We start from the raw sequence: 25548 nt of genomic DNA on the forward strand, positions 1-25548 counted from the left end.
ACGCGTTTCCTTTCCATACAACTGCCGGCCCTGCCGCACAGACCTTTCATGCGATCAAAACTATTCCTGCTGTTCTTCTGCCTGCTGCTGTCGGGCGGACGCCTGTTCGCCGTCGAAGCGCATCCGTCCCTGACGCTGTTCAGCCAGTTGCGCATCGAGCACGAGGACATGGCGATCGCCGAGGACGACTGGGCCTGGCTGCGCCACAAGGGTCACCTGAGGCTCGGCGCGGCGCTGGACGAGACCTCGCCCTTCAACGTCCGGCTCGACGACGAGAACTACGAAGGCATAACGGCGGACGTCGCCACCCTGGTCGGACAGTTGCTCGGCATGCGCATCAAGGTCGTGAGCTTCGATACCCATGCGGATGCCGTGGCGGCGCTCGCTGCCGGAAAGATCGACCTGCTTGGCAGCCATTACAGCTCGGCGGGCGATTCTTCCCTGGTGCTCAGCCAACCCTACGCCCGTGACCGATTGGCGGTGTTCAAGCGGATGGGGGAAAAGCGCAACTCGCCGGAGGATCTCGCCGGACTCAGCGTGGCGGTGGCCCGGGAGCATGTCGGGGAATTGCGCCAGCGTTTCCCGCGGGCGCGTTTCGTGGTCTTCGGCAGCCATGACGAGGCCGTTGCCGCGGTGGCTTTCGGACATACCGACCTGTATCTCGACGATGTGCTCAGCGCCTACCACCGGATCAATCGATCCTATTACGGCTACGTGAGGTTCGAGCGGTTTGCCGATGCCCGCCTGGAAGGGGGCTACGGCTTCCTCCTTCGTCGCGGCGATACGAACCTGTTGCGCGTCGTCAACTCGGCCATCGGCGCGATCAACCAGGACCGTCTCGAAAGCATCGCCAGGCGCTGGGTCGGCAGCGGCTCCCTGCCAACGGGCCAGCGTATCGCGCTGACGCCGCAGGAGAGCCGCTGGATCGCTCGCCACCCGGTGGTGCGGTTGGTCATCAACGACGACCTGGCGCCGCTGGCCTTCTTCAATTCCGACGAGACCTTCTCGGGCATCGCCTCCGACCTGCTGGACATGATTTCCCGCCGCACCGGCCTGCATTTCCAGGTCACGCCTCGCAGTGGCGGCTTCCCCGAGCAGATCGGCGTATTGGCCAGGAAGGAGGCGGACCTGGCGATCATGAGCCGCAGCAGCAAGCGCGAGGAAATGCTGCGTTTCACCCGCTCGTTCCTGTCCACCTCGTACGTCCTCGTCACCCGGGCGGACGACAAGGGACGCGCGGAGAGCCCCGGAAGCCTCGACGGCAAGCGCATAGCGATTCCCGCCGGCCATGTGGGCATGCAACAGGTGCGCGAGCGCTATCCGCAGGCCTCGATGGTGGAGGTCGGCGTCGCGCTGGATGCCATGAACCTGGTCTACGAAGGGCGGGCCGACGCGGCGGTGGTGCCGCTGGTCACCGCTCGCTACTACATCGTCCGGTTGTTCCGCGAGAGGCTGGGGATCGCCGATTTGGTCCCCATCGGCGCGGCCACCGCCCACTTTGCCGTTCGCCGTGGCGACGCCGAACTCCAGTCGATTCTCGACAAGGCCTTGCTGAGCATCTCGCCGGACGACCTGAGCGATATCGTCAATCGCTGGCGCTCGCCGCCGGGGATGAGTGGCCAGACCTGGGTCGACTACATCCTGGTGATCACCGAGATCCTGGCGATCGCAGCGGCCTTGCTGCTGTTCTGCCTGGGCTGGGTCACTTATCAGCGCCGGCAGATCAGGGTGCGCGCGCGGGTCGAACAGGCGCTCAGCGACCAGTTGCGGTTCGTCGAGGCCCTGACCGACTGCATGCCTCCGCCGCTATATGTGCGCGATGTCAACGGACGGATGCTGTCCTGCAACCGCAGCTACCTGCAGAGCGTCGGCTTGAGTTCCGAGGAGGTGATGAACCGCACCGTGCTCGAACTGCCCATGGAAAACTTCGAGACCGCTCCGGAGTTCCATCGCAGCTACCTGATGGCCATGCGCGAGGGCAGGACCATCGAGGCGGTCTACCCGGTGGCGCTGGGCGGTCGGGAGCGCTGGATCGACCACTGGATCCAGCCGTTCCGCGATTCCAGCGGGACCATCCGCGGTGTCATCTGTGGCTGGCTGGACATCACCGAGCACCGCCAGTTGATCGACGAACTGGAAGAAGCGAAGAACCTGGCCGACGAAGCGAGCCGGGCCAAGACCACCTTCCTGGCGACCATGAGCCACGAGATCCGCACGCCGATGAACGCGGTGATCGGCATCCTCGAACTGGCGCTCAAGCGTGCCGAGACCGGTCGGGTGGACCGCTCCAGCATCGAGATCGCCTATGCCTCGGCGAAGAGCCTGCTGGAGCTGATCGGCGATATTCTCGACATCGCCCGCATCGAGTCCGGTCGCCTCAGCCTGTCGCCGAAACGGGCCAACCTGCGCGAGCTGGTGGAATCGGTGGCACGGGTGTTCGAAGGCCTGGCCCGGCAAAAGCGCCTGAGCCTGGTGCTGGAGATCGATTCGAGCATCAACGGCGACGTACTGCTGGATGCCATGCGCTTCAAGCAGATCCTCTCCAACCTGGTCAGCAACGCGATCAAGTTCACCGACGAGGGCTCGATCCGCATCCGCATCGATGGCCGCCAGGTGGAGCCGTCGCTGTTGCAGGTCAATCTCTGTGTGGAAGACACCGGCATCGGTATTTCCCTGGGCGACCAGCAGCAATTGTTCCGGCCTTTCGCCCAGGTCAACCGCAACCTGCAGAACACCGAGGGCACCGGGCTCGGCCTGGTGATCTCGCGCTCGCTGTGCGAAATGATGGGAGGGCGCCTGGTGATGAGCAGCGAGCTGGGGCAGGGGACGCGGATCGACGTCGAGCTGCGCCTGCAGGTGCTGGAACCGATCGTCGAGAACGTGCGGGCGATCCCGCTCGGCAGTCGCCAGGCGCGGCGGTTGCAGGTGCTGGTGGTGGACGATCATGCGGTCAACCGGCAGATCCTCCATCAACAGCTGAGCTTCCTCGGTCATGACGTGGAGGAAGCGGAGAACGGCCTGAGCGCTCTCAACCTGTGGCATGGGCAACCGTTCGACATGGTCATCACCGACTGCCACATGCCGCTGATGAGCGGCTCCGACCTCGCCCGTTCGATCCGCCAGGAGGAGCGCGAGAATGGCGAGGAACCGGTGGTCATCATCGGCCTCACCGCGGACGCCCAGCCGGAGGAGATCGAGCGCTGCATCCAGGCTGGAATGAACGAGTGCCTGATCAAGCCCATCGGCCTCGATGTTCTCGAGGAGCGTCTTCTGGCCCTGGGCTTCGCCGACGACGACCTGCCCGTCACCATCGACGCCGAACCCGTCGCGATACCGTCGGACCCCCGTCTCTACGACCTGGATTCCCTGCATGCGCTGACCGGCGGCGAGCCGACGATGCTCAGGCGGCTACTCGATGAACTGCTGACCAGCAACCGCAAGGACCTGGAGACCCTCGAGGGACTGGTGCAACGCCAGGAGACCGGCGAACTGGCCGAGCTGGCGCATCGGATCAAGGGCGCGGCGAGGGTGGTGCGTGGCGAGCAACTGGTGGAAAGCTGCCGGCGCCTCGAGGATGCCTGCCTCAGCCCGAACGCCTCGTTCGCCTGGGTGGAGGAGTGCGCCGTTGGGGTGAAACTGGCGATCCTCGCCCTGGACGAGAGTCTGGTGGAAGAGTGCACGGATTGACGTGGCTTGCGCCCGTTGCCCGGGCGGTAAACCAATCGTCATCGCTTTGCCCGAGGATCGGGCATGTCCAGGCGCGGAAAAGACTACACTCCGGTTGGGTAGCCTTTTCCGCGAAGCCTGACCAAAGATCGGAATACCGCCCTCGCGGGCACCCCAGCCGATTCCTGCGGTCAGATAGTCCTTCTGGAGTGCGTTGAACGAAAGGAACCAAGCGATGGCCGACCTGACCAGCCTGAGCATCGAGCATCTGCGCTCGCCACGGCTGTATACCCACCGTCTGATCCTGCGGCCCTGGCTGGTGCAGGACCGAGCCAGGTTCGCCGAGCTGAATGCCGACCCGCGGGTGATGGAGTTCTTTCCGTCCTGCCTGGATCGCGCCCAGAGCGACGCGTTGCTGCGCCGCATCGACGCGCACTTCGCCGAGCACGGTTTTGGCTGGTGGGCGCTGCAGGTCAAGGGCGGCGATCCTTTCATCGGCTACGTGGGGCTGGAGGTCGTGGACTTCGATGCGCCCTTCGTACCCGCGGTGGCCATCGGCTGGCGTCTCGCCGCCGAGCATTGGGCGGAGGGCTTCGCCCACGAGGCGGCCGAGGCGGCGCTGAGCTACGCCTTCGATACCCTTGGCCTGGACCAGGTGGTGGCTTTCACCGTACCGGCCAACGAGAACTCCCTGGGACTGATGGAGCGCCTGGGGATGCATCGCGATCCCACCGACGACTTCGAGCATCCCGACCTGCCTCCCGGCCACCGCTTGCGGCATCATGTGCTGTACCGGTTGACGCGCGAGGACTGGCTTCGCAGATGAGTCGGCCGTTTCCGAAAAGGCCTCTCATGAACGCGAACCTTCCCCCTTCCGCCATTTCCGAACTGCATGGCCCGCGCCTGCTGCTGCGCGCCTGGCGCGACAGCGACCGCGAGGCGTTCGCCGAGATGTGCGCCGATCCGCAGGTAATGGAGTTCTTCCCCAGTGTGCTCGACCGCGCGCAGAGCGACGCCTTGGTCGATCGCGTCCAGGCGCATTTTGCCGAGCGTGGCTACGGGCCCTGGGCCCTGGAGCTACCGGGCGAGGCGGCGTTCATCGGATTCACCGGCCTGTTCGACGTGACCATGGACGTGCACTTCGCCCCGACCGTGGAGATCGGCTGGCGCCTGGCGCCCGCCTACTGGGGCCGTGGATTCGCCCGCGAAGCGGCGGAAACCGCCTTGGACTTCGCCTTCGAGCGGCTGCGCCTGCCCGAGGTGGTGGCCTTCACCACGCCGCCCAACCGCCGCTCCTGGGGCTTGATGGAGCGCCTGGGCATGCGTCGCGATCCGGCCGAGGATTTCGACCACCCACTCCTGGCAGCGGATCACCCGATGCGCCGGCATATCCTCTATCGCGTCGACGCGGCCCGCTGGGCGGAGCGGTGAACATGGGCGACGGCGGCGGCGAGGTGCTCTCCTACCATCGCCTCAGCATGCATCGCCCGGAGCGCTACGCTCCCGGTCCCGGCGGACTGGACTGGGCGACCCAGCCGGCGCCGTTCCGCCAGTACCGGGGCTGCCGGCAAGTCGAACTGCTGCATCGGCCGCTGGAGGAGTCGCCACCCTACGACGGGGTGTTTTCCGGGCCGGCGGCCGCGCCCTCCCGGCTCGATCGCCGCAGCCTCTCGCAGATGCTCTACGACGGATTGGCGCTGTCGGCCTGGAAGGAGGCCGGCGGCACTCGCTGGGCGCTACGGGTCAATCCGTCGAGCGGCAACCTGCATCCCACCGAAGCCTACCTGCTGCTTCCCGGCGGTACCCTGGAGCCGGCGCCACTGCTCGCCCACTACCGTCCCGACAAACATGCCCTGGAGGTGCGCGGCGAACTGCCGGCGCCGCTGGCTTCGCTGCTGGATGACTGCTTGCCGGCCGGCGGCTGCCTCCTGGCATTGACCAGCGTGCCCTGGCGCGAGGCCTGGAAATACGGTGAGCGAGCCTATCGCTACTGCCAGCATGACCTCGGCCACGCGCTGGCCTGCCTCTCGATCGCCGCGGCGATCCAGGGCTGGGAGATGCGCCTGCTGCGCGGCGTCGCCGAAAGCGCACTGGACGGCCTGTTCGGCCTTGACCGGGACGGCTTCGCCGAGTGCGAGAGCGTCGACGCACTGTTCTGGATCGGGCCGGCGCTCACGCAGGAGCCTTCCCTTTCGCCGCGCCTGTGCGAAGGGCTGGCGGCCCTGCCATTGGCCGGCGCACCGAACCGGCTGTCGCGGGAGTACCGGGACTGGCCGGAGTTGCAGCGGATACATGGGCTATGCCGGGCGCCGCGCCTGCCGGCACGCCCGTGGAGGGTCGCACCGGGCGTGCCCGGCAACGACAACCCCGGCCTGCCGCTGCGACCGCTGCTGCATCGGCGGCGTAGCGCGCAGCGCATGGACGGGCGCGCCGGCATCGATGTCGAACTGCTGCGGGCCTGGCTGCGCAGGCTGCTGCCGGAGCGCTCGCCGGTGCCTTTCGCGGTCACCGGTGAGGCCGCGCGGGTCGATCTACTGCTGTTCGTCCATCGCGTCCGGGGCCTGGTGCCGGGGTTGTACTGGCTGGATCGCAGCGGCCTGCGGCGGCCGCCGATGCGTGAGGACTTCCTCTGGCAGCGCGTCGATCCGGAGTTGCCGCTGTACCTGTTGCAGGAAGGCGATGCGCGCGCGCTGTCGGCGTATCTCTCCTGCCAGCAGGACATCGCCGGCGACGGCTGCGTCGCGCTCGCCATGCTCGCCCATCTCGGCGCGGCGCTCGAAGAAGGCCCCTGGTGCTATCCGCGGCTGTACTGGGAATGCGGGCAGCTCGGCCAGTTGCTCTACCTCGAGGCGGAGGCCGCTGGGCTGTCTGGGACGGGTATCGGCTGCTACTACGACCCCCTGGTGCATGAGCTGCTTGGACTAACGGATGAGTCCATGGCCAGTCTCTACCATTTCACCCTCGGCCGCGCGGTGTGGGACACTCGTCTTTGCAACATGCCCGCGTACCCGGCCTTGCGCCGCGACTAGCCCGTCGACAGCCCGAATTCGAGGAAACACCCCATGACCCAGATACTGGACAACCTGGTGGCTTTGCTGAGCCTGGAACCCATCGAGGAGAACCTGTTCCGGGGCATGAGCCAGGATCTCGGCTTCCGCCAGCTCTATGGCGGCCAGGTCCTGGGCCAGGCACTGTCGGCGGCCAGCCAGACGGTGGAGGACGATCGCCACGTACACTCCATGCACGGCTACTTCCTGCGTCCCGGTGACGCCAGCATGCCGGTGGTCTACCAGGTGGACCGGGTGCGCGACGGCGGCAGCTTCAGCACCCGCCGGGTCACCGCGATCCAGAAAGGCCAGCCGATCTTCACCCTGAGCAGCTCCTTCCAGTACGACGAGGAAGGTTTCCACCACCAGATCGAGATGCCCGAGGTGGTTGGCCCGGATAATCTGCCTTCGGAACTGGAGCTGACCCGCCAGCGCGCCGAGCGGATTCCCGAGCGCATCCGCGACAAGCTGCTGTATCCGAAGCCCATCGAGATTCGTCCGGTCACCCAGCACGACCCCTACGACCCGCAGCCCGACGAACCGGTGAAGTACCTCTGGTTCCGTGCCGACGGCAAGCTGCCGGACGTCCCGGCGCTGCACAAGTACCTGCTGGCCTACGCCTCGGATTTCGGTTTCCTTACCACCTCGATGCAGCCCCATGCCGTTTCGGTGTGGCAGAAGACCATGCAGGTCGCCAGCCTCGACCACGCCCTGTGGTTCCACCGCGACCTGCGCGCGGACGAGTGGCTGCTCTACGCCATCGACAGCCCCTGGGCCGGCAACGCACGCGGTTTCGTGCGCGGCAGCATCTTCAACCAGAGCGGCCAGCTGGTCGCCTCGTCGAGCCAGGAAGGCCTGATCCGCAAGCGTGAGGACTGGGCGTGAGGCTGGCCGACATCCGCCACTGGGTGTTCGACATGGACGGCACCCTGACCCGGGCCGTGCACGACTTCCCGGCGATCCGCCGAGCGCTGGACATCCCCGAGCAGGACGACATCCTGCTGCACCTCACCGCCCTGCCCGAGGCCGAGGCGGCGGCCAAGCACGCCTGGCTGCTCGAACACGAGCGCGCCCTGGCCGAGGCCGCGCGGCCGGCGCCGGGTGCACTGGAACTGGTGCGCGAGTTGCAGCGGCGCGGCATGCGCCTGGGCATCCTGACCCGCAACGACCACCAGTTGGCGCTGATCACCCTCGAAGCGATCGGCCTGGGCGGCTGCTTCCCCACCGAGCACATCCTCGGGCGCGGCGAGGCGCGGCCCAAGCCGGACCCTGATGGCTTGCTGCGCATCGCCCGACGCTGGAACGTGACGCCGGCGGAGCTGGTGATGGTCGGCGACTACCGTTTCGACCTCGACTGCGGACGCGCCGCGGGTAGTCGCACGGTGCTGGTCAACCTGCCGGAAAACCCCTGGCCGGAGCTGGCCGACTGGCACGCTGCCGATTGCCATGCGTTGCTCGAGCAACTGCAAACGCCGTAGGAATATCCGGCGGAAAACCTCGAGGGCGGCAGCGCCAGCGGCTCCCCGAAAACGAAAAAAGCGCAGGAGGCCAGGCTCCTGCGCTTTTTTCCTGCGCATCCGTGCGGGATGCGGCGGCCGTTATCAGCCGTTGATCGCGTCGGTCAGCGCCTTGGCCGGAACGAACTTGGCTACACGCTTGGCAGCGATCTCGATCGCCTTGCCGGTCTGCGGGTTGCGGCCGGTGCGCGCGGGACGCTCGGAGACCTTCAGCTTGCCGATACCCGGCAGGGTGATTTCGCCATCGTTCTCCAGGGCGTCCTTGACGATCTCGGCGAGCTGGTCGAGCGCGCTGCGAACGGTGGTCTTCTGCGCGTCGATGGCTTCGGCGATGTCCTGGATCAGTTGGTCTTTGGTCAGTGCCATGGTGGTGTAGCTCCTTGGTAAAAGACTGCGCGAGGGGCCTCGCACAGAAACGGGCGTGATTTTAAACAGCTTGGCGCGAATAAGGTTCCCTTTTCTCCGCTTATTTGTTTCCTCGCACGACGCGCATGACAGAGCCGTTACAGAGGTTTTCGCGGCTGTCCGGAATGATGCCGGCGTCGGTTGCCCGACGCATCCTCATGGTTCTGCCAGGGGCGCATGCCTCCGGTTCTTAGTTAAGGATTATTGGTTATTTATGAGTTAGGGTTTCATCCATTAGGGTTATAAGCAGGACATCCCGTCCCTTTCCATCACCGGAGCCTGCTTACCTCGCGCCAACGCCTGGCCCTCGCTCCCCGTTCGAGGTGCCGCATGAGCGAAGCCCGGCTCCACTCGCCCGACCCCAGGACACCGCGACCCATGGCCGGTTGGGCGGCAAGCCTGCGCGACAGTGGACTGCTGGCGCTGGCAGTGCCGCGCGTGTTCGCCGGCATGGAGCGGGGCTGGGGGGAAATCTTCGCTGGCGTCCGCCACCTGGCCGAGCAGGAACTCGAGCTGGCACGGCGCCTGGCCCTGCATCATCTGCAGATCGCTTCCATTCGCCTGCTGGGTAGTCCTGAACAGCAGCGCCGCCTGTTGCCGGCCAGCGTCGAGCGCCGCTGGCTGTGGAGCGAGGCGGTCGATCTGCGGCGCGCCCAGCCCGAAGCGCAGGAGCACTGGCGGGGCGGTTTCCTGGTGGGTGGACGGGGTAGCGATTGCTTCGCCGTGGAAGACGTGGATCGCTTGCTGATCTCAGCCTGGCACGCGCCCTCCCGCGCTCACCTGATCGCTGTCGCCGAAACGGGGCGGGCAGGCATCGACATCTCCGGCCTCGCCGATGGCTCGGGGCTGTTCTTGCCCGCCGGGCAGCGGCTGCATTACCAGCGGCTGCGGCTGCATCCCGAGGACATCCTGGTGCCGCCCGGCCTGCCGCCGACCCCGTGCGGGCAACTGCGCGAAGGCTTGACCCGATTGGCCCAGGCTAACCTCGACCTGGGCCAGGCTGCGCGGGTGCCGGGCGACGTGGCGGGGCAGGGAGAGGCGCCGCGTCTCCTCGCCCTCGCGCTGCGTCTTGTCGAACTGGCGGCGGAGTCCTTCCAGGCGGCATTCGCCCGCGGCGGCGCGCTGACATTCCGCGAAAGCGCGGCGGCGTCGCTGCTGGCGAGCGAGGCGGAGGCGGTGGCCCGCGCCGGGCTGCTCGCCTGCCTGCGCCGACAGGCCCTGGAAGCCCGTCTGCTGGGCGCGGCCCTGTAGGGACGGGGGGCATGGAGCAAGGGCGGAAGGGCATCCGGGTGCGCATTCGCGCTCATAAACTAATTCCAAAATATTATTTATATCGCTTTTTTTATATCTGTAATCTGCATCGCACCGGACCACCGGACTCGCTGTCGCCACCCATTGCCCGTCCCTGGTCCGTTCTCCTCCGGAGCGCGGCACCGTTGCCTCCGAGGTTCGCCCGATGAAACGCCCGAATTCCCTGCACCGCCTGGTGGCAGCCCTGGCCCTTGCCAGCCTTTCCGTCGCCGCCCAGGCCGCCGACATCACGGTCGGCTACCAGACCGGCATCGACCCGACCAAGGTGCCCCAGGCCGATGGCCTGTACGAGAAAGCCATCGGCGAGAAGATCGACTGGCGCCGCTTCAACAGCGGTCCGGAAGTGATCGCCGCGCTCGCCTCCGGCGACCTGCAACTCGGCAACATCGGGTCCAGCCCGCTGGCAGCGGCGACCTCGCGGAAGCTGCCGATCGTCGCCTTCATCGTTTCCGCGCAGATCAACGCCGCCGAGGCGCTGGTGGTGCGCAATGGAAGCGGGATCGGGAAACCCGAGGACCTGGTCGGCAAGACCATCGCTACCCCGTTCGTTTCAACCTCCCACTACAGCCTGCTCGGCGCCCTCAAGCACTGGCAGATCGATCCGTCCAAGGTGAAGATCGTCAACCTCAACCCGGCCGAGATCGCTGCCGCCTGGCGTCGCGGCGACATCGACGGGGCCTTCGTCTGGTCGCCGGCGCTGGGCGAGATCAAGAAAAGCGGCAAGGTCCTCACCGACGCCGCCGAAGTCGGCCAGTGGGGTGCGCCGACCTTCGAGGTGTGGGTGGCGCGCAAGGACTTCGCCGAGAAGCATCCTGAAATCGTCGCCCGCTTCGCCCGCGTCAGCCTCGATTCCTTCGCCGACTACAACGCGCACAAGGCCGAATGGACCGCCGACTCCGAGCCGGTGAAGAAGATCGCCCGGCTGACCGGCGCCGATCCCAGGGACGTCCCCGAACTGCTGGCCGGCTCGACCTTCCCGGAAAGCCAGGCGCAACTGTCCGCCGACCTGCTCGGCGGCGGCACCGCCAAGGCTATCGCCGGCACTGCCGAATTCCTCAAGGAACAGAAGCGCGTGCCGGCCGTCCTCGGCGACTACTCGCCATACGTCAGCGCCGACTTCGTGCGCCAGGCGGAGCAGGTCCAGGTCGGCCAGCGCTGAATTCCGCGCCTCCGCTCCGCCTGTCGAAGCGGAGGCTTTCTTACCCTACGGAGGGCAGAACACATGAGCCGTCTGACGGCCGAGGCGATCAGCCTCTCATTCGAACAGCGCGGCCAGCGCCGCGCCATCCTCCGCGATCTCAGCCTGGGCCTGGCCAAGGGCGAGTCGCTGGTGGTGCTGGGTCCTTCGGGCTGCGGCAAGTCGACACTGCTGAACATCCTCGCCGGTTTCCAGACGCCGGACCAGGGACGCGTGCAGATCGACGGCCGGACACTCGAAGGGCCTGGCGGCGAGCGCGGCGTGGTATTCCAGGACGACGCCCTGATGCCCTGGCTCAACGCCCTCGACAACGTCGCCCTGGGCCTGCGCATCCGTGGCCTGGGCAAGGCCGAGCGCACCGCGCGGGCGCGCCAGGTCCTGCAACTGGTGGGCCTCCAGGAGTACGCCGAGCAGTCCGTCGCCCAGCTCTCCGGCGGCCAGCGGCAACGCCTCGGGCTGGCACGCGCGCTGGCGGTCGAGCCGGACTTCCTGCTGCTCGACGAGCCGTTCGGCGCGCTCGACGCGCTGACCCGCGAGCGCATGCAGGTGCTCCTGCTGGACCTGTGGAAGCAGACCGGCAAGGGCCTCTTCCTGATCACCCACAGCGTCGACGAAGCCCTGTTCCTGGCTACCGACCTGGTGGTGATGGACGGCCCGCCGGCGCGCATCGTCAAGCGCCTGCCGGTGGACTTCGCGCGGCGTTACGCCGCCGGCGAAACGGTGCGTTCGATCAAGTCCGATCCCGAGTTCGGCCGTTTGCGCCAGGCGTTGCTGGACGAATTCCTCGATGTCGCGGAGGCCGAACATGCCCACTGATACCCTCGGACTCGCCGTCGCCAATCCTGTCCCGCGCAAGCGGCGCCTGCCCGGCGACCGTCGGCGCTGGGCCGCCGGTGCCAGCGTGCTGGCCCTGGCCCTGCTGTGGTGGGCGGCGACCCGTTTCGGCTGGGTCGACGTGCTGTTCTTGCCGGCGCCCGAACAGCTCTTCGAAGCCCTGCAACGGCTATGGCAGGAGGGCTACCTCGATGCCAGCCTGCTGCAACACGTCGGCACCAGTCTGCTGCGGGTGCTCCTGGCGCTCGGCGCGGCGGTGCTGACGGCGATCCCGCTGGGCGTGCTGATGGGCCTCAACCCCTTGGCCGGAGCGGCCCTCGATCCGCTGGTGGAGTTCTACCGGCCGATCCCGCCGCTGGCCTACCTGCCGCTGATCGTCATCTGGTTCGGCATCGGCGAGCTGAGCAAGGTGCTGCTGATCTACCTGGCGCTGTTCGCGCCGCTGCTCATCGCTACCGCCGCCGGCGTGCGTCGCGTCGACCGATCGCGGGTGCAGGCGGTGCGCTGCCTGGGAGCCAGCCGCTGGCAGGTGGTGCGCTACGTGATCCTGCCGAGCGCCTTGCCGGAGGTCCTCACCGGCCTGCGCATCGCCCTCGGCGTCGGCTGGTCGACCCTGGTCGCCGCCGAGCTGATCGCGGCCAACCGCGGCCTCGGCTTCATGGTCCAGTCCGCCGCGCAATTCCTCGCCACCGACGTGGTGGTGGTCGGCATCCTGCTGATCGCCGCCATCGCCCTGGCCTTCGAACTGGGGCTGCGCTGGGTCCAGCGGCGCTTCGCCGCCTGGGGTTGAGCGCGAGAGTCCCGAGTCATTTCCGAACCGACCTTCACCCACGCGGCGAAGGCCGGAGCGAGGGCGCGCAGGGCGCGCCCGCAACCTGCCCGACGAGTAGCACGACATGAGCCTGACCATCCAACCCATCAGCCCGGCCCTGGGCGCCATCGTTTCCGGCATCGACCTCGGCGCGCCGCTGGACGACGCCGGCCAGCGGGCCATCGAGCAGGCCCTGCTCGAACACCAGGTGCTGTTCTTCCGCGACCAGTCGCTGGAACCCAGGAGCCAGGCGCGCTTCGCCGCCCGCTTCGGCGACCTGCACATCCATCCGATCTACCCCAGCGTGCCGGAGCAGCCGGAGGTCATCGTCCTCGACACCGCGGTCACCGACGTGCGCGACAATGCCATCTGGCACACCGACGTGACCTTCCTCGAGACCCCGGCGCTGGGAGCCGTGCTCGCCGCCAAGCAATTGCCGCCGTACGGCGGCGACACCCTCTGGGCGAGCAGCACGGCGGCCTACGAGGCGCTGTCGGCGCCGCTGCGGCGTCTGCTGGACGGTCTCACGGCGACCCACGACATCGGCAAGTCCTTCCCCCGCGAGCGCTTCGGCGTCACCGAGGCCGACCTGGCGCGCCTGGAGGAGGCCCGCCTGAAGAATCCGCCGCGCTCGCATCCGGTGGTGCGCACCCATCCGGTCACCGGGCGCAAGGGCCTGTTCGTCAGCGATGGCTTTACCACCCGCATCAACGAACTGGAGCCGGCCGAGAGCGATGCGCTGCTGAAGTTCCTCTTCGCCCATGCCACGCGACCTGAATTCACCGTGCGCTGGCGCTGGCAGGAAAACGACGTGGCGTTCTGGGACAACCGCGTGACCCAGCACTACGCGGTGGACGATTACCGGCCACAGCGGCGGGTCATGCATCGCGCCACCATCCTCGGCGACAAGCCCTTCTGACGACGCCGCGCGCGGGCTTCCTCCGGCGGCCCGCGCCGGCAACTGTCCGTTCCGCCAGCTTTTCCTCTCGAAAAGGTCGCCTCTGCGACATTCGCTGTCGTGTCCCGGCGTGCCGCTCTCGCCTAAGCTTGGCGGGTCCAATTGTTTCGAGAGTTTTCATCCATGCAAGAACGCATCCCGGATGAGCTGACCTTGCCAGAGCTCACCCTGCGTGGCCTGATCCTCGGTGCGCTGATCACCGTGGTCTTCACCGCCTCCAACGTCTACCTCGGTCTGAAGGTCGGCCTGACCTTCGCCTCGTCGATCCCGGCGGCGGTGATCTCGATGGCCGTCCTGCGCTACTTCTCCGGCGCCAACATCCTCGAGAACAACATGGTGCAGACCCAGGCCTCGGCGGCCGGCACTCTGTCCTCGATCATCTTCATCCTTCCCGGCCTGCTGATGATCGGCTACTGGAGTGGCTTCCCGTTCTGGCAGACCGCGGCGATCTGCTCCATCGGCGGCATTCTCGGGGTGCTCTATACCATTCCGCTGCGCCGGGTGATGGTGGTGCAGAGCGAACTGCCGTATCCGGAAGGGGTGGCGGCGGCGGAAATCCTCCGGGTCGGCAGCGACGGCGCCGAGGACGAGGAAGACGCCCGCGCGCCGCGTGCCGCCGGTAACGCGCCGGGGCTCTACGACATCCTCGGCGGCGGCCTGGTGGCGGCGCTGTTCAGCCTCTGGAGCAGCGGCTTCAAGGTTCTCGCCGAAGGCTTCAGCGTCTGGCTCAGTGCCGGGCAGGCGGCGTTCCGCCTTTCCACCGGTTTTTCCCTGGCGCTGGTCGGTGCCGGCTACCTGATGGGCATCACCGCCGGCATCGCGATCCTCATCGGCGTGGTGATCTCCTGGGGCGTCGCGGTGCCGCTGCTGACCGTCAACAGCGTGCCGGCCGACGGCCAGAGCCTGTCGGACCTGGCGACCCAACTGTGGAGTTCGCAGGTGCGCTTCCTCGGCGCCGGCACCATCGGCGTGGCCGCGCTGTGGACCCTGGCGACCCTGTTCAAGCCGATGGTGCGGGGCGTCTGGGCCTCCCTCGGGGCAGTGCGCGGCAATAGCCAGGCGAACAGCCTGCGCACCGAGCTGGACATGCCGGCCAAGTGGATCCTGCTGATCGCCGGGATACTGCTGGTCTCGCTGTTCGTGGTCTTCAGCCACTTCCTCGGTGCCGCCGCGCCGGACATGGCCAGCCCGCAGTTCTGGAGCCTGGTGGCGGTATGCGTGGTGTTCGCCTTCTTCTTCGGCTTCCTGATCGCCGCCGCCTGCGGCTACATGGCCGGCCTGGTCGGTTCGTCGAGCAGTCCGATCTCGGGGATCGGAATCATCGCGGTCATCCTGGTGTCGTTGCTGATACTCGGCTTCGGCAGCATCGAGGGCGGCCTGCTGGACCGCCAGAACGGCAAGCTGGCGATCGCCCTGGCGCTGTTCACCACCTCGGTGGTGCTGGCCATCGCGGCGATCTCCAACGACAACCTGCAGGACCTCAAGACCGGCTACCTGGTCGGCGCCACGCCCTGGCGCCAGCAGGTCGCGCTGATCGTCGGCTGCATCGTCGGCGCGCTGGTGATCCCCCCGGTGCTGGAACTGCTCTACAGCGCCTACGGCTTCACCGGGGCCCTGCCGCGCGAGGGAATGGACCCCGGCCAGGCCCTGGCCGCGCCGCAGGCGACCCTGATGACGGCGATCGCCAGCGGGATTTTCCACGACGCGCTGAACTGGAACATGATCCTCATCGGCGTCGCCCTGGGCATCGCCCTGATCCTCGTCGACCTGCTCCTGCGCCGTACCGGCAAGGCCTGCCTGCCGGTGCTGGCGGTGGGCCTGGGGATCTACCTGCCGCCGACCATCGGCATGACCCTGGTGGTCGGCGCGCTGATTTCCTGGCTGCTGGAAAATGCCCTGAAGAAGCGCGCGGCGGCAGCCGGGGTCGACGAAGAGACCTATGCCGAAGAGCCGAAGCGACGCGGCGTGCTGCTGGCCTCGGGGCTGATCGTCGGCGAGAGCCTGATGGGCATCCTGCTCGCCGGGGTGATCGGCGCCACCGGCGAGGACGCGCCGCTGGCGCTGGCCGGCGCCGGCTTCGCGGGCATCGCCCAATGGCTGGGACTGGTGGTATTCGTCGCGATCTGCGTGCTGTTCTACCGGCGAGTGCTGGCGCGCTGAGGGATTCGTGGCTGCACGGGGAGGGGATGTTGCCGCTAGCGTCATTCCCTGCGGTCAGGGACGGAGGATGAGGGAAGGGGCGCCCTGCGCGCGCCCCTTTTCCTGCGCTCAACGCACCAGGTGCAGGAACTGCAGGTGCCGCTCGTACTGGTCGAGCATGTCGTTGATGATCTGCTCCTTGGTGTAGCCCATCAGGTCGTAGTCCTGGCTACCTTCGGCGAGATGCACCTCGGCACGGAAGTAGCGGCGATTCTTCAGGTGCAGGCCGCCCATGCCGGCACGCGCGAAGGACGGCGTGAAGTAGCCGCGCATCAGCACCTGGTAGAGGAACCGATGCTGCTCGCCATGACCGATCTCCAGGCTCAGCGAGGCGTTGCCCGGGTCGAGCTGGGCGTCCACCGCCAGGCCCTTCTCGCGGAACACCTCGGAAACCTCGCTGATCGCCGGGCGCACCACATCGTTCATGAAGCGGTACACCTCGTCCCGCGAGGGGAAGTGCACGGCCTGCGACAGGCGTCGCTTCCAGCCGCCGGAGCGCTTGCCGTTGCCGCTCATCAGCGGCGCCAGGGAGTGGCTCCGCGCCCGCTGGCGCTGCGACTCCATGTAGAAGGCCTTGTGCAGGCCCCACATCATCAATAGCAGGATCAGCGAGAAGGGCAGGGAGGTCAGCACCACCGCCGACTTCAGCGCGTCGATGCTGCCGGCGAACAGCAGCCCGCCGGTGACCAGCGCGGTGACCGAGCCCCAGAACACCCGCAGCCACTTCGGTCCGTCGTCGTCGGCGCTGCCGCCGTGGGCGGAGAGGGTGGAGAGGACCACGGTGCCGGAGTCCGCCGAGGTGACGAAGAAGACGAAGCTGACCAGCACAGTGACGGTGATCACCGCGCGGCTCCAGGGGTAGTTCTGGAGCATCTGGTAGAGGGCCATCGACGGCTGCTCGATGGCCACCCGGCCGAGTTCGCTGGCGCCGCCGAGGGCCTGCTCCAGGGCGCTGTTGCCGAAGATCGACATCCACGCCAGGGTGAAGCCGAGCGGGATGAACAGCACGCCGAAGACGAATTCGCGGATCGTCCGGCCGCGCGAGATGCGCGCGATGAACAGGCCGACGAAGGGCGCCCAGGCGATCCACCAGGCCCAGTAGAACACCGTCCACGAGCCCAGCCAGTCGCTGGGACCACCGTAGGCGTAGAGGTCGAAGCTCTTGCCCGGCAGGTGGCCGAGGTAGTCGCCGACGTTCTGCACCAGGGTGTTGAGCAGGTGCTGGGTCGGACCGGCGAACAGCACGAACAGCAGCAGGCTGCAGGCCAGCAGCATGTTGATGTCGGAGAGGATGCGGATGCCCTTGTCGACCCCGGAGACCGCCACCGAGATCGCCGCGCCCATCATCAGCACGATGAGCGCCATCTGCACCGGGTGGGTATGCGGGATGGCGTACAGGTAGTCCAGCCCGGAGTTGAGCTGGAGCACGCCGAAGCCCATGTCGGCGCCGAGGCCGAACACCGTGGCGATGATGCCGAAGCAGTCCACCGTGTAGCCGATCGGCCCGTTGATGCGCTTGCCGATCAACGGGTAGAGCGCCGAGCGCAGGGCCAGTGGCAGGTTGTGGCGGTAGGCGAAGTAGGCCAGGGCCATCGCCACCAGGGCGAACACGCCCCAGCCGTGCAGGCCCCAGTGCAGGAACAGCAGTTCCATGGCCTGCCGCGCGGCTTCCTGGGTTCCGGCCTCGCCTTGCGGCGGCTGGAGGAAGTGGGTCAACGGCTCGGATACGCAGAAGAAGAACAGGGTGATGCTGATGCCGGCGGCGAACAGCATGCCGGCCCAGGACAGGTAGCTGAATTCCGGCTCGTCGTGGTCGGCACCGAGCTTGATCTTGCCGTAGCCGGAAAGCGCGGTGACCACCACGAAGATCAGGTACAGCGTCATCGCCAGCAGGTAGTACCAACCGACGGTCTGCGAGGCCCAGGTCTGTGCGGCCAGCAGCCATTCGCCGGCGCGCTGGGGGAAGCCGATGACCACCGCGGCGAACAGCAGGATCAGGATCGCCGCACCGTAGAACACCGGGGGATTCATGCGGATGGGCGTGGGGGTGGAGGGGGTGGCGGAGGGCGATTGTGCGTCAGTCAAAACAGGCTGGTCTCCTCGTCCTTAATTTGATCAAGCGTTCAATATAAACACGATCAAGGGCTCGGGAGCCAATCCTTCGGACGTATGGAAGCCTTCGGCGCCGCGCTTTTCCCGCACGTTCGCCGAAGGATTCCTTCAGTTCGCCGCCAGTCCCAGGCGCCGCCTTCCCGCCTCCTCGTCGCCGCCTGCCTGCTCGGTGGCCAGTTGCAGGAGCAGGGCCTGTACCTGCTCCAGCGACGGCGCTCTGGCTTGGCCGAGCAGGCGCCGCAGACCGGCCAGCGATGGGTCTGGCGTTGCCCCGCCAAAATTCAGATGCTGCGGCAGGATTTCTTCCTTGTCGCAGACCAGCAGGGCGAAGTGGACGACGTTTTCCAGCTCGCGGATGTTGCCTGGCCAGGGATAGCTCTCGAGGACCCGCTGGGTTTCCACGCCGATGGCCGGCACCGGCAGGTCCAGGCGCTGGGCATAGACGCCGATGAAGTATTCCGCCAGCGGCAGGATGTCTCCCGGACGTTCGCGCAATGGCGGCAGGCTCAGGCGGCCGTCGTGCAGGTACTGCTGCAGGCCGGCCAGGAACTTGCCGGCGCGCACCGCCTGGTCCAGGTCGACGCTGGTGGCGGTGACCAGGCGCACGTCATGGGGAATCGGCTGCTGCGCGCCGACCCGCAGCACCTCGCGTTCCTCCAGCGTCTGTAGCAGCCTGGCCTGCAACGTCAGCGGCAGGTCGCCGATCTCGTCCAGGTACAGGGTGCCGCCATTGGCCGAACCGAACCAGCCGGCGCGGCTGCCGACCGGGCCGTTGTGGGCGCCGGGGGCGTAGCCGAACAGCTCGGCTTCGGCGTGGTTGCGACTGAGGGCGCTGCAACTGACCGCGACGAACAGACCGGCGCGTTCGCTGTGGCGGTGGATCTGCCGGGCGAGCAGCTCCTTGCCGGTGCCGGTCTCGCCTTCGATCAGCACCGGCTGGCCCTGCGGCGCGAGGCGCTCGAGTTCTTCGCGGACCCGGTGCGAGCGTGGGTCGAAGAACACCAGGGCCTTGGCGCGGATGCTCAGCGGACTGCGGTCGGCGTCGGGGAAGGTCAACGGCGCGGGGCGTGGTTTCTCGCTCATGGGTAACTCCTTGACGGCACGGGGCGCCTCCAGCGCCTGCGCCGCGACGACGGACCGGGACGGCTGCGGGCGGGGGCCGTTGCGGAAAAAGAAACGCCGGTGCAAGCCATGCGACACCGGCGTGAACAAGGGGCGCTGCAACGGCGCCCAGCGTGGGAGTCGGGACGGGCTGGGGTCAGAAGGCCGGGACCACCGCGCCGGCATATTTCTTCTCGATGAAGGCTTTCACTTCCGGGCTGGTCAGCGCGGCGGAAAGCTTCTTCAGGGCGTCGCTGTCCTTGTTGTCCGGACGCGCCACCAGGTAGTTCACATAGGGCGAGTCGCGGTCTTCCAGGACCAGCGCGTCCTTGGCCGGGTTGAGCTTGGCCTCCAGCGCGTAGTTGGTGTTGATAAGGTCCAGGTCGACCTGGTCCAGCACGCGCGGCAACAGGGCCGATTCGAGTTCCTTGAACTTCAGGTTCTTCGGGTTCTCGGCGATGTCCTTGGGCGTGGCCAGGGCGTTGTTCGGGTCCTTCAGCTTGAGCAGGCCGGCCTTCTGCAACAGCAGCAGGGCGCGCCCGCTGTTGCTGCCTTCGTTGGGGATGGCGACGGTGGCGCCGTCGGGCAGCTCGGCCAGCGACTTGTATTTCCTCGAATAGCCACCGAAGGGTTCGACGTGTACGCCGACCACGGTGACCAGGTTGGTGCCCTTGCCTTTGTTGAAGTTCTCCAGGTACGGCAGGGTCTGGAAGTAGTTGGCGTCCAGGCGCTTCTCGGCGACCTGCACGTTGGGCTGCACGTAGTCGGTGAACACCTTGATCTGCAGGTCGACGCCTTCCTTCGCCAGGGTCGGCTTGATCAGCTCAAGGATTTCCGCATGGGGGATCGGCGTGGCGGCGACGATGAGCTTTTCCGCGGCGCTGGCGGAAACGCTGATGACGGAGGCCAGGGCAGTCAGCAGGAGCAGTTTTTTCATTCTTCGATCCTTGTAGGGCGATGTCCGCCGCTGCGCGCAGGGCGGTGAAGGAGGGGCGCCAACACGCGAGGGGCGGCTTGAAGGGGAGAGTAGCGACTCTTTTTATTCCATAAAAATATTATTTATTTATTTTTATATTCTATTAATGAATATGCGAGAGCTGAGGCAATTTGTCTCGCGACAACCGACCACAGCAGGACGGTCTAGGCTAACGGGTAAGATTTTCGTACCGAATTGCTCTGCATCAAGGCGGGTGGTCCGGGAATCTGCTTGCGACCCTTCCCGCATTCCTGCCATCCAGGGCTGCGGTCGCTTTCCAATGACAAGAACGATAGCTGAAGGATGTGTTCTAAAACCTTGCGTAGCGTTGCGCGTGAGGAAGCACGGCCGAATCCGCACGTAAGCCGGAAGGGCCGAGAACCTGAAGAGGAGTTGCCATGTTCGGATTGGAGGCTATCGACCTTGCCCGCATCCAGTTCGCGTTCACCGTGTCCTTCCACATCATCTTCCCGGCGATCACCATCGGGTTGGCCAGCTACCTGGCCGTACTGGAAGGCCTCTGGCTGAAAACGAACGAAGAGGTCTACCGCGACCTCTATCATTTCTGGTCGAAGATTTTCGCGGTCAACTTCGGCATGGGCGTGGTGTCCGGGCTGGTCATGGCGTACCAGTTCGGCACCAACTGGAGCCATTTCTCCGACTTCGCCGGGTCCATCACCGGTCCGCTGCTGACCTACGAGGTGCTCACCGCGTTCTTCCTCGAGGCCGGTTTCCTCGGTGTCATGCTGTTCGGCTGGAACCGCGTGGGACCGGGCCTGCATTTCTTCGCCACGGTGATGGTGGCGATCGGCACGCTGATCTCGACGTTCTGGATCCTCGCTTCCAACAGCTGGATGCAGACCCCGCAGGGCTTCGAGATCGTCGACGGTCGGGTGATCCCGGTGGACTGGGTGGCGGTGATCTTCAACCCGTCGTTCCCCTACCGCCTGCTGCACATGTCGGTCGCCGCGTTCCTCGCCACCGCCTTCTTCGTCGGCGCCTCGGCCGCCTGGCACCTGCTGCGCGGGCGCGACAACCCGGCGATCCGCAAGATGCTCTCGATGGCCATGTGGATGGCGCTGATCGTCGCCCCGGTACAGGCGCTGATCGGCGACGCCCATGGCCTCAACACCCTGGAGCACCAGCCGGCGAAGATCGCCGCGATGGAAGGCCACTGGGACAACAGCAGCGGCGAGCCGACCCCGCTGATCCTGTTCGGCTGGCCGGACATGCAGCGCGAGGAAACCCGCTTCAAGGTGGAGATCCCGGTGCTCGGCAGCCTGATCCTCAAGCACAGCCTGACCGAGCCGATCCCGGCGCTGAAGGACTTCCCGCCGGAAGACCGGCCGAACTCCACCGTGGTGTTCTGGTCGTTCCGGATCATGGCCGGCCTCGGCATGCTGATGATCCTGGTCGGCGTCTGGAGCCTGTGGCTGCGCTGGCGCGGCCAGGACAAGCTGTTCAACTCGAAGGCCTTCCTGCGCCTGACCCTGCTGATGGGACCGTCCGGCCTGATCGCGATCCTCGCCGGCTGGTTCACCACTGAGATGGGCCGCCAGCCCTGGGTGGTCTACGGGCTGATGCGCACCGCCGACGCCTCCTCGGCGCAGAGCGTGACGCAGATGAGCCTGACCCTGCTGACCTTCGTGGTGGTGTACTTCTCGCTGTTCGGCGTCGGCATCGGCTACATGATGCGCCTGGTGCGCAAGGGCCCGGTCACCCATGAGGGACGCGAGACCAACCCGGGAGGCGCCGGGCAGAAGCGCACGCCGGCGCGGCCGTTGTCGGCCGCCGGCGAAGGTTTCGACGAAGAGCACGACGGCCACGCGCAAGCGGCCGACCGCGACCAGGACAAGAGGAACTGAGACATGGGTATCGATCTTCCCCTCATCTGGGCGGTCATCATCATCTTCGGCATCATGATGTACGTGGTGATGGACGGCTTCGACCTGGGCATCGGCATGCTCTATCCGTTCTTCAAGGACAGCGGCGACCGCGATGTGATGATGAACACCGTGGCGCCGGTCTGGGACGGCAACGAGACCTGGCTGGTGCTGGGCGGCGCGGCGTTGTTCGGGGCCTTCCCGCTGGCCTACGCGGTGGTCCTGTCGGCGCTCTACCTGCCGTTGATCTTCATGCTCGTCGGGCTGATCTTCCGCGGCGTCGCCTTCGAGTTCCGCTTCAAGGCCAAGCCGGCCAAGCAGCACATCTGGGACAAGGCGTTCATCGGCGGTTCGCTGGTGGCGACCTTCTTCCAGGGCGTGGCGCTGGGCGCCTTCATCGAAGGCATCCCGGTGGAGAACCGCAGCTTCGCCGGCGGTTCGCTGGACTGGATCGCGCCGTTCCCGCTGTTCTGCGGCCTGGCCCTGATCGTCGCCTACACCCTGCTTGGCTGCACCTGGCTGATCATGAAGACCGAAGGCCGCCTGCAGGAGCGCATGCACGACCTGGCGCGCCCGCTGGCGCTGGTGCTGCTGGCGATCATCGGGGTGGTCAGCCTGTGGACGCCGCTGGCCCATGCCGAGATCGCCGCACGCTGGTTCAGCCTGCCGAACCTGTTCTGGTTCCTGCCGGTGCCGATCCTGGTCCTGGTGACCTTCTATGCGCTGCTGCGCTCGGTGGCCAACAACGACCACGTGAAGCCGTTCGTGCTCACCCTGGTGTTGATCTTCCTCGGCTACAGCGGCCTGGGGATCAGCCTGTGGCCGAACATCATCCCGCCGGCGGTGAGCATCTGGGAGGCCTCGGCGCCGCCGCAGAGCCAGGGCTTCATGCTGGTCGGCGCGCTGTTCATCATTCCCTTCATCCTCGGCTACACCGCCTGGAGCTACTACGTGTTCCGCGGCAAGGTGAAGCACGGCGATGGCTATCACTGAGGAGGCGCCGCATATGGTCCGTACGCCGAGTCATCCCGAACGAGATAGCGCGGCCAAACCACCGCTCTGGCGACGCCTGGCCTGGTTGGCGGGTATCTGGACCGCCAGCGTGCTGGCCCTGGGCGTCGCCGCCTGGCTGATGCGCCTGTTCATGAGCGCGGCGGGGCTGGGCGTTCCGCACTGATCGACGATCCCATCCGGGCGCTCCGGCGCCCTTTTCCGAGAGCCCTCCGCTGGAGGGCTTCTTTTTGTCCGCCGATCCGCCAGTGCTTGGTGTTGCGCCGTAGGGCGTCAATCCTCGCGTTCCCGCCTTGCACCATGGCGGATAACCGCGCTGCGGTTATGCGCCCTACGGGAGCCTTGGCGGCGGATGCGCCCTAGCGGCGCCTTGGTAGGGCGAATGACGCCGCAGGCGTTATCCGCCGATTCGCGGTTGCTTGGCGTTGCGCCGTGGGGCATCAGTCCTCGCGGCCCCTGACCCGTGCCAGTTGCTCCAGTCGCCCCAGGTAGTCGCGCGGGGTTTCGCCGAGCAGGCGGCGGAACATGCTGCTGAAGGCCCGCGTACTGCCGTAGCCGAGGTCGCGGGCGACCACCTGCACGCTGTCGCCGGCCAGCAGGCGCGGCAGGGCTTCGGTCAGGCGCAGTTGCTGGCGCCACTCATGGAAGCTCATCTGCAATTCCTGGGCGAACAGCCGCGCCAGGGTGCGCGAGCTGGCGCCGACCCGCAGGCCCCAGTCATCGAGGGTCAGCCCCAGTTCCGGCTGTTTCAGCAATGCCTGGCAGATCGCCTGCAAGCGGCGGTCGCGGGGCATCGGCAGGTACAGCGGCATCCGTTCGAGGTTGGCGATCTCGCTGAGGATCAGCCCTTGCAGGCGCTGGCGGAAGTCGTCCAGGCGCGGCTGGCTCTCGAGGTGGATGGCGCGCAGGATCATTTCCCGCAGCAGCGGCGTCACCGCCAGTACGCAACAGTCGCTTAGCGGTGTCGGCGTTTCGGGTTGCTCGATGAACAGGGTGCGCATGTGCACCTCGCCGGACATGAATATCTCGTGCTCCACCCGGGGCGGAATCCATACCGCGCGGGTCGGCGGGATCACCCAGGCGCCGTGGTGGGTGGCCAGGCGCATCAGGCCGCGAGCGGCGTAGAGGAACTGCGCCTGCGGGTGGAAATGCCGCCCCAGGTGATGGCTGTCGGGGAAGTCGAGGGAGATGGCGGCCAGCAGGCCGTCCGGGCGGTGCTCGATCAGCATGTCCGTTTCGATGACCTCGCTGTCCTGTCTGCGCTTTTCGGTCAACCTATCATGCCCGGGTCATGACGCCCATTCCTCACCGACCATTCAGACCGCACGCCATGAACCGACCTCGAACCGTTATCCGCTTCATCAACGCCGCGCATGTCATCGACCACATGTTCATGCTGATCTTCCCCGCCGCCGTGCTCGGCATGGCCGGCAGCTTCGACCTCGACTACGCCGGTCTGATCGGCCTGTCGCTGGGCGGTTTCATCGCCTTCGGCGCCTGTTCGCTGCCGGCCGGCTGGCTGGGCGATACCTGGAGCCGGCGGCGGATGATGCTGCTGTTCTTCTTCGGCATCGGCGCCGCCGTGCTGCTCACCGGGCTGGCCGGCAGCGTACCGATGCTGGTGACCGGGCTGACCCTGATCGGGGTGTTCGCCGCGATCTACCACCCGGTCGGCACCGCGATGCTGGTGGCACACGCGGAGAACCGCGGCCGCGAGATCGGCATCAACGGCATGTGGGGTAACCTCGGGGTCGCCTTCGCCGCGCTGCTTACCGGCTTTCTCACCGCGCACTTCGGCTGGCGCGCGGCGTTCATCCTGCCCGGCGGGGTGGCCATCCTGCTCGGCATCGGCTTTTTCTTCTGCGTGCGCGAGGAGCCATCGCCGCACCTGTCGGCCAAGGCCGCGGCGCGTGGCGAGGACAGCGAGGGTCTGTCGATGCGCCGGGTGTTCGGCGTGCTGGCGCTGGTCACCGCCACCGGCGGGGTGGTGTTCAACGCCAGCACCGTGACCTACCCGAAGCTGTTCCAGGAGCGCCTGAGCGACTTGCTGGCGTCGCCGCAGACCCTTGGCGTGGTGGTCAGCCTGGCCTATGCCTTCGGCGCGGTGGCGCAACTGATCATGGGCCGCCTGATCGATCGCCTGAACCTGAAGTTGCCGTTCGTCTTCCTCACCTTCTGCCAGGTGCCGCTGCTGCTGGCCCTGGCCTGCGGCCACGGCAGCGCGGTGGTACTGTTCGGCGCGCTGTTCATGTTCGCGGTGTTCGGCCAGGTGACGGTGAACGACGCGATGGTCGCCCACTTCGTCGCGCCGCAGTGGCAGGCGCGGGTCTTCGCCCTGCGCTATTTCCTGTCGTTCGGCGCCAGCGCGGCGGCGATCCCGATGATCGCCTACCTGGAGCCACGGCAGGGGCTGCTGGGGTTGTACCTGGTACTGGCGGGCTTCGCCGCGCTGACCTTCGCCGCGGCGCTGGTGTTTCCGCGTCCGGCGCGCAGCGCCGCGGTGGGCACCTGAGGAAGAG

Annotated in this window: 21 protein-coding genes; 16 read left to right on the top strand and 5 right to left on the bottom strand. The window is 66.9% G+C overall.

All coding sequences use genetic code 11. The features are described from left to right. The first annotated feature begins 48 nt into the window (after positions 1 to 48). The 6 genes from LT948_RS03985 to LT948_RS04010 all read left to right on the top strand — a co-directional run bounded on the left by LT948_RS03985 (position 49) and on the right by LT948_RS04010 (position 8191). Positions 49 to 3687, top strand: coding sequence for a transporter substrate-binding domain-containing protein (locus LT948_RS03985; RefSeq protein WP_033995685.1), 3639 nt, complete (start codon positions 49 to 51; stop codon positions 3685 to 3687). A 214-nt stretch (positions 3688 to 3901) separates the two neighbouring features. After that, positions 3902 to 4492 carry a GNAT family N-acetyltransferase gene (locus LT948_RS03990; RefSeq protein WP_003110394.1) on the top strand — a complete coding sequence of 197 codons (591 nt, stop codon included), beginning with the start codon at positions 3902 to 3904 and terminating at the stop codon, positions 4490 to 4492. A gap of 26 nt (positions 4493 to 4518) precedes the next feature. Then, positions 4519 to 5097, top strand: coding sequence for a GNAT family N-acetyltransferase (locus LT948_RS03995; RefSeq protein ID WP_003110395.1), 579 nt, complete (start codon positions 4519 to 4521; stop codon positions 5095 to 5097). 2 nt (positions 5098 to 5099) lie between these two features. Next, complete coding sequence (locus tag LT948_RS04000) at positions 5100 to 6695, top strand: SagB/ThcOx family dehydrogenase (protein WP_003093086.1); 1596 nt, start codon at positions 5100 to 5102, stop codon at positions 6693 to 6695. Positions 6696 to 6728: 33 nt separating this feature from the next. Continuing rightward, positions 6729 to 7598, top strand: coding sequence for an acyl-CoA thioesterase II (tesB, locus tag LT948_RS04005; RefSeq protein ID WP_003093084.1), 870 nt, complete (start codon positions 6729 to 6731; stop codon positions 7596 to 7598). Then, complete coding sequence (locus LT948_RS04010; RefSeq protein ID WP_033995682.1) at positions 7595 to 8191, top strand: HAD family hydrolase; 597 nt, start codon at positions 7595 to 7597, stop codon at positions 8189 to 8191. Before tesB ends, LT948_RS04010 begins: the two co-directional genes overlap by 4 nt. 123 nt (positions 8192 to 8314) lie before the next feature. Here the strand turns inward: LT948_RS04010 and LT948_RS04015 are convergent, their stop codons facing one another. Then, entirely contained in the window at positions 8315 to 8641 is a 327-nt protein-coding gene (locus tag LT948_RS04015; protein WP_223198316.1) for an HU family DNA-binding protein, read from the bottom strand. Positions 8642 to 8965: 324 nt separating this feature from the next. On the opposite strand from LT948_RS04015, the gene LT948_RS04020 reads away from it, so the two are divergent. The 6 genes from LT948_RS04020 to LT948_RS04045 all read left to right on the top strand — a co-directional run bounded on the left by LT948_RS04020 (position 8966) and on the right by LT948_RS04045 (position 15907). After that, entirely contained in the window at positions 8966 to 9886 is a 921-nt protein-coding gene (locus LT948_RS04020) for a hypothetical protein (RefSeq protein WP_023082203.1), read from the top strand. A 205-nt stretch (positions 9887 to 10091) separates the two neighbouring features. Continuing rightward, positions 10092 to 11105 (top strand): taurine ABC transporter substrate-binding protein, encoded by a 1014-nt coding sequence (gene tauA / locus LT948_RS04025; protein WP_033995680.1) that lies wholly within the window; start codon positions 10092 to 10094, stop codon positions 11103 to 11105. A 63-nt stretch (positions 11106 to 11168) separates the two neighbouring features. Beyond that, positions 11169 to 11960: a taurine ABC transporter ATP-binding protein gene (locus LT948_RS04030; RefSeq protein WP_009313396.1), complete on the top strand. Its 792-nt coding sequence runs from the start codon at positions 11169 to 11171 to the stop codon at positions 11958 to 11960. Next, complete coding sequence (locus LT948_RS04035; protein ID WP_003114312.1) at positions 11950 to 12768, top strand: ABC transporter permease subunit; 819 nt, start codon at positions 11950 to 11952, stop codon at positions 12766 to 12768. The genes LT948_RS04030 and LT948_RS04035 overlap by 11 nt, the downstream gene beginning before the upstream one ends. Positions 12769 to 12874: 106 nt before the next feature. Continuing rightward, positions 12875 to 13708 carry a taurine dioxygenase gene (tauD, locus tag LT948_RS04040; protein WP_003159356.1) on the top strand — a complete coding sequence of 278 codons (834 nt, stop codon included), beginning with the start codon at positions 12875 to 12877 and terminating at the stop codon, positions 13706 to 13708. A gap of 162 nt (positions 13709 to 13870) precedes the next feature. Further along, the gene (locus LT948_RS04045; RefSeq protein ID WP_003132610.1) at positions 13871 to 15907 is read left to right on the top strand and encodes an OPT family oligopeptide transporter; all 2037 of its coding nucleotides are present in this window, start codon (positions 13871 to 13873) and stop codon (positions 15905 to 15907) included. A gap of 108 nt (positions 15908 to 16015) precedes the next feature. Here LT948_RS04045 and betT read toward each other — a convergent pair whose 3' ends face one another. From betT to LT948_RS04060, 3 genes are all read right to left on the bottom strand, one after another. Beyond that, positions 16016 to 17977, bottom strand: a complete 1962-nt coding sequence (betT, locus tag LT948_RS04050) for a choline BCCT transporter BetT (protein WP_003119234.1) — start codon at positions 17975 to 17977, stop codon at positions 16016 to 16018. 189 nt (positions 17978 to 18166) lie between these two features. Next, positions 18167 to 19141, bottom strand: a complete 975-nt coding sequence (locus LT948_RS04055) for a sigma 54-interacting transcriptional regulator (protein WP_073657106.1) — start codon at positions 19139 to 19141, stop codon at positions 18167 to 18169. A 175-nt stretch (positions 19142 to 19316) separates the two neighbouring features. Further along, positions 19317 to 20096 carry a MetQ/NlpA family ABC transporter substrate-binding protein gene (locus tag LT948_RS04060; RefSeq protein WP_003093057.1) on the bottom strand — a complete coding sequence of 260 codons (780 nt, stop codon included), beginning with the start codon at positions 20094 to 20096 and terminating at the stop codon, positions 19317 to 19319. 437 nt (positions 20097 to 20533) lie between these two features. On the opposite strand from LT948_RS04060, the gene cioA reads away from it, so the two are divergent. From cioA to LT948_RS04075, 3 genes are read left to right on the top strand one after another with little or no spacing between them, the layout of a single operon-like run. Continuing rightward, a complete protein-coding gene (gene cioA, locus LT948_RS04065) occupies positions 20534 to 22000 on the top strand; it encodes a cyanide-insensitive cytochrome bd quinol oxidase subunit I (RefSeq protein WP_003093054.1) in 1467 nt (488 codons plus the stop codon). Between the two features lie 3 nt (positions 22001 to 22003). After that, positions 22004 to 23011, top strand: a complete 1008-nt coding sequence (cioB, locus tag LT948_RS04070; protein ID WP_003093053.1) for a cyanide-insensitive cytochrome bd quinol oxidase subunit II — start codon at positions 22004 to 22006, stop codon at positions 23009 to 23011. Positions 23012 to 23024: 13 nt separating this feature from the next. Next, positions 23025 to 23195 carry a DUF2474 domain-containing protein gene (locus LT948_RS04075; RefSeq protein ID WP_003093052.1) on the top strand — a complete coding sequence of 57 codons (171 nt, stop codon included), beginning with the start codon at positions 23025 to 23027 and terminating at the stop codon, positions 23193 to 23195. Between the two features lie 274 nt (positions 23196 to 23469). Here LT948_RS04075 and LT948_RS04080 read toward each other — a convergent pair whose 3' ends face one another. Further along, complete coding sequence (locus tag LT948_RS04080) at positions 23470 to 24258, bottom strand: AraC family transcriptional regulator (protein WP_003137733.1); 789 nt, start codon at positions 24256 to 24258, stop codon at positions 23470 to 23472. A 101-nt stretch (positions 24259 to 24359) separates the two neighbouring features. Between LT948_RS04080 and LT948_RS04085 the strand changes: the two genes are divergently transcribed. Further along, positions 24360 to 25541, top strand: a complete 1182-nt coding sequence (locus tag LT948_RS04085) for an MFS transporter (RefSeq protein ID WP_033996229.1) — start codon at positions 24360 to 24362, stop codon at positions 25539 to 25541. Positions 25542 to 25548: the final 7 nt, after the last annotated feature.

The sequence above is a fragment of the Pseudomonas sp. CP-1 genome (assembly GCF_021213715.1).
GTDB classification, from domain to species: Bacteria; Pseudomonadota; Gammaproteobacteria; order Pseudomonadales; family Pseudomonadaceae; genus Pseudomonas; species Pseudomonas aeruginosa.

Bases quoted from the DNA above. Each gene is read 5' to 3' on its own strand.
- LT948_RS04030 (WP_009313396.1), top strand. From the start codon at position 11,169: ATGAGCCGTCTGACGGCCGAGGCGATCAGCCTCTCATTCGAACAGCGC.
- LT948_RS04020 (WP_023082203.1), top strand. From the start codon at position 8,966: ATGAGCGAAGCCCGGCTCCACTCGCCCGACCCCAGGACACCGCGACCC.
- tauD (WP_003159356.1), top strand. From the start codon at position 12,875: ATGAGCCTGACCATCCAACCCATCAGCCCGGCCCTGGGCGCCATCGTT.
- LT948_RS03990 (WP_003110394.1), top strand. From the start codon at position 3,902: ATGGCCGACCTGACCAGCCTGAGCATCGAGCATCTGCGCTCGCCACGG.
- LT948_RS04035 (WP_003114312.1), top strand. From the start codon at position 11,950: ATGCCCACTGATACCCTCGGACTCGCCGTCGCCAATCCTGTCCCGCGC.
- tesB (WP_003093084.1), top strand. From the start codon at position 6,729: ATGACCCAGATACTGGACAACCTGGTGGCTTTGCTGAGCCTGGAACCC.
- LT948_RS04075 (WP_003093052.1), top strand. From the start codon at position 23,025: ATGGTCCGTACGCCGAGTCATCCCGAACGAGATAGCGCGGCCAAACCA.
- cioB (WP_003093053.1), top strand. From the start codon at position 22,004: ATGGGTATCGATCTTCCCCTCATCTGGGCGGTCATCATCATCTTCGGC.
- LT948_RS04000 (WP_003093086.1), top strand. From the start codon at position 5,100: ATGGGCGACGGCGGCGGCGAGGTGCTCTCCTACCATCGCCTCAGCATG.
- LT948_RS04085 (WP_033996229.1), top strand. From the start codon at position 24,360: ATGAACCGACCTCGAACCGTTATCCGCTTCATCAACGCCGCGCATGTC.
- LT948_RS04080 (WP_003137733.1), bottom strand. From the start codon at position 24,258: ATGCTGATCGAGCACCGCCCGGACGGCCTGCTGGCCGCCATCTCCCTC.
- tauA (WP_033995680.1), top strand. From the start codon at position 10,092: ATGAAACGCCCGAATTCCCTGCACCGCCTGGTGGCAGCCCTGGCCCTT.
- LT948_RS03995 (WP_003110395.1), top strand. From the start codon at position 4,519: ATGAACGCGAACCTTCCCCCTTCCGCCATTTCCGAACTGCATGGCCCG.
- LT948_RS03985 (WP_033995685.1), top strand. From the start codon at position 49: ATGCGATCAAAACTATTCCTGCTGTTCTTCTGCCTGCTGCTGTCGGGC.
- LT948_RS04060 (WP_003093057.1), bottom strand. From the start codon at position 20,096: ATGAAAAAACTGCTCCTGCTGACTGCCCTGGCCTCCGTCATCAGCGTT.
- LT948_RS04055 (WP_073657106.1), bottom strand. From the start codon at position 19,141: ATGAGCGAGAAACCACGCCCCGCGCCGTTGACCTTCCCCGACGCCGAC.
- LT948_RS04045 (WP_003132610.1), top strand. From the start codon at position 13,871: ATGCAAGAACGCATCCCGGATGAGCTGACCTTGCCAGAGCTCACCCTG.
- cioA (WP_003093054.1), top strand. From the start codon at position 20,534: ATGTTCGGATTGGAGGCTATCGACCTTGCCCGCATCCAGTTCGCGTTC.
- betT (WP_003119234.1), bottom strand. From the start codon at position 17,977: ATGAATCCCCCGGTGTTCTACGGTGCGGCGATCCTGATCCTGCTGTTC.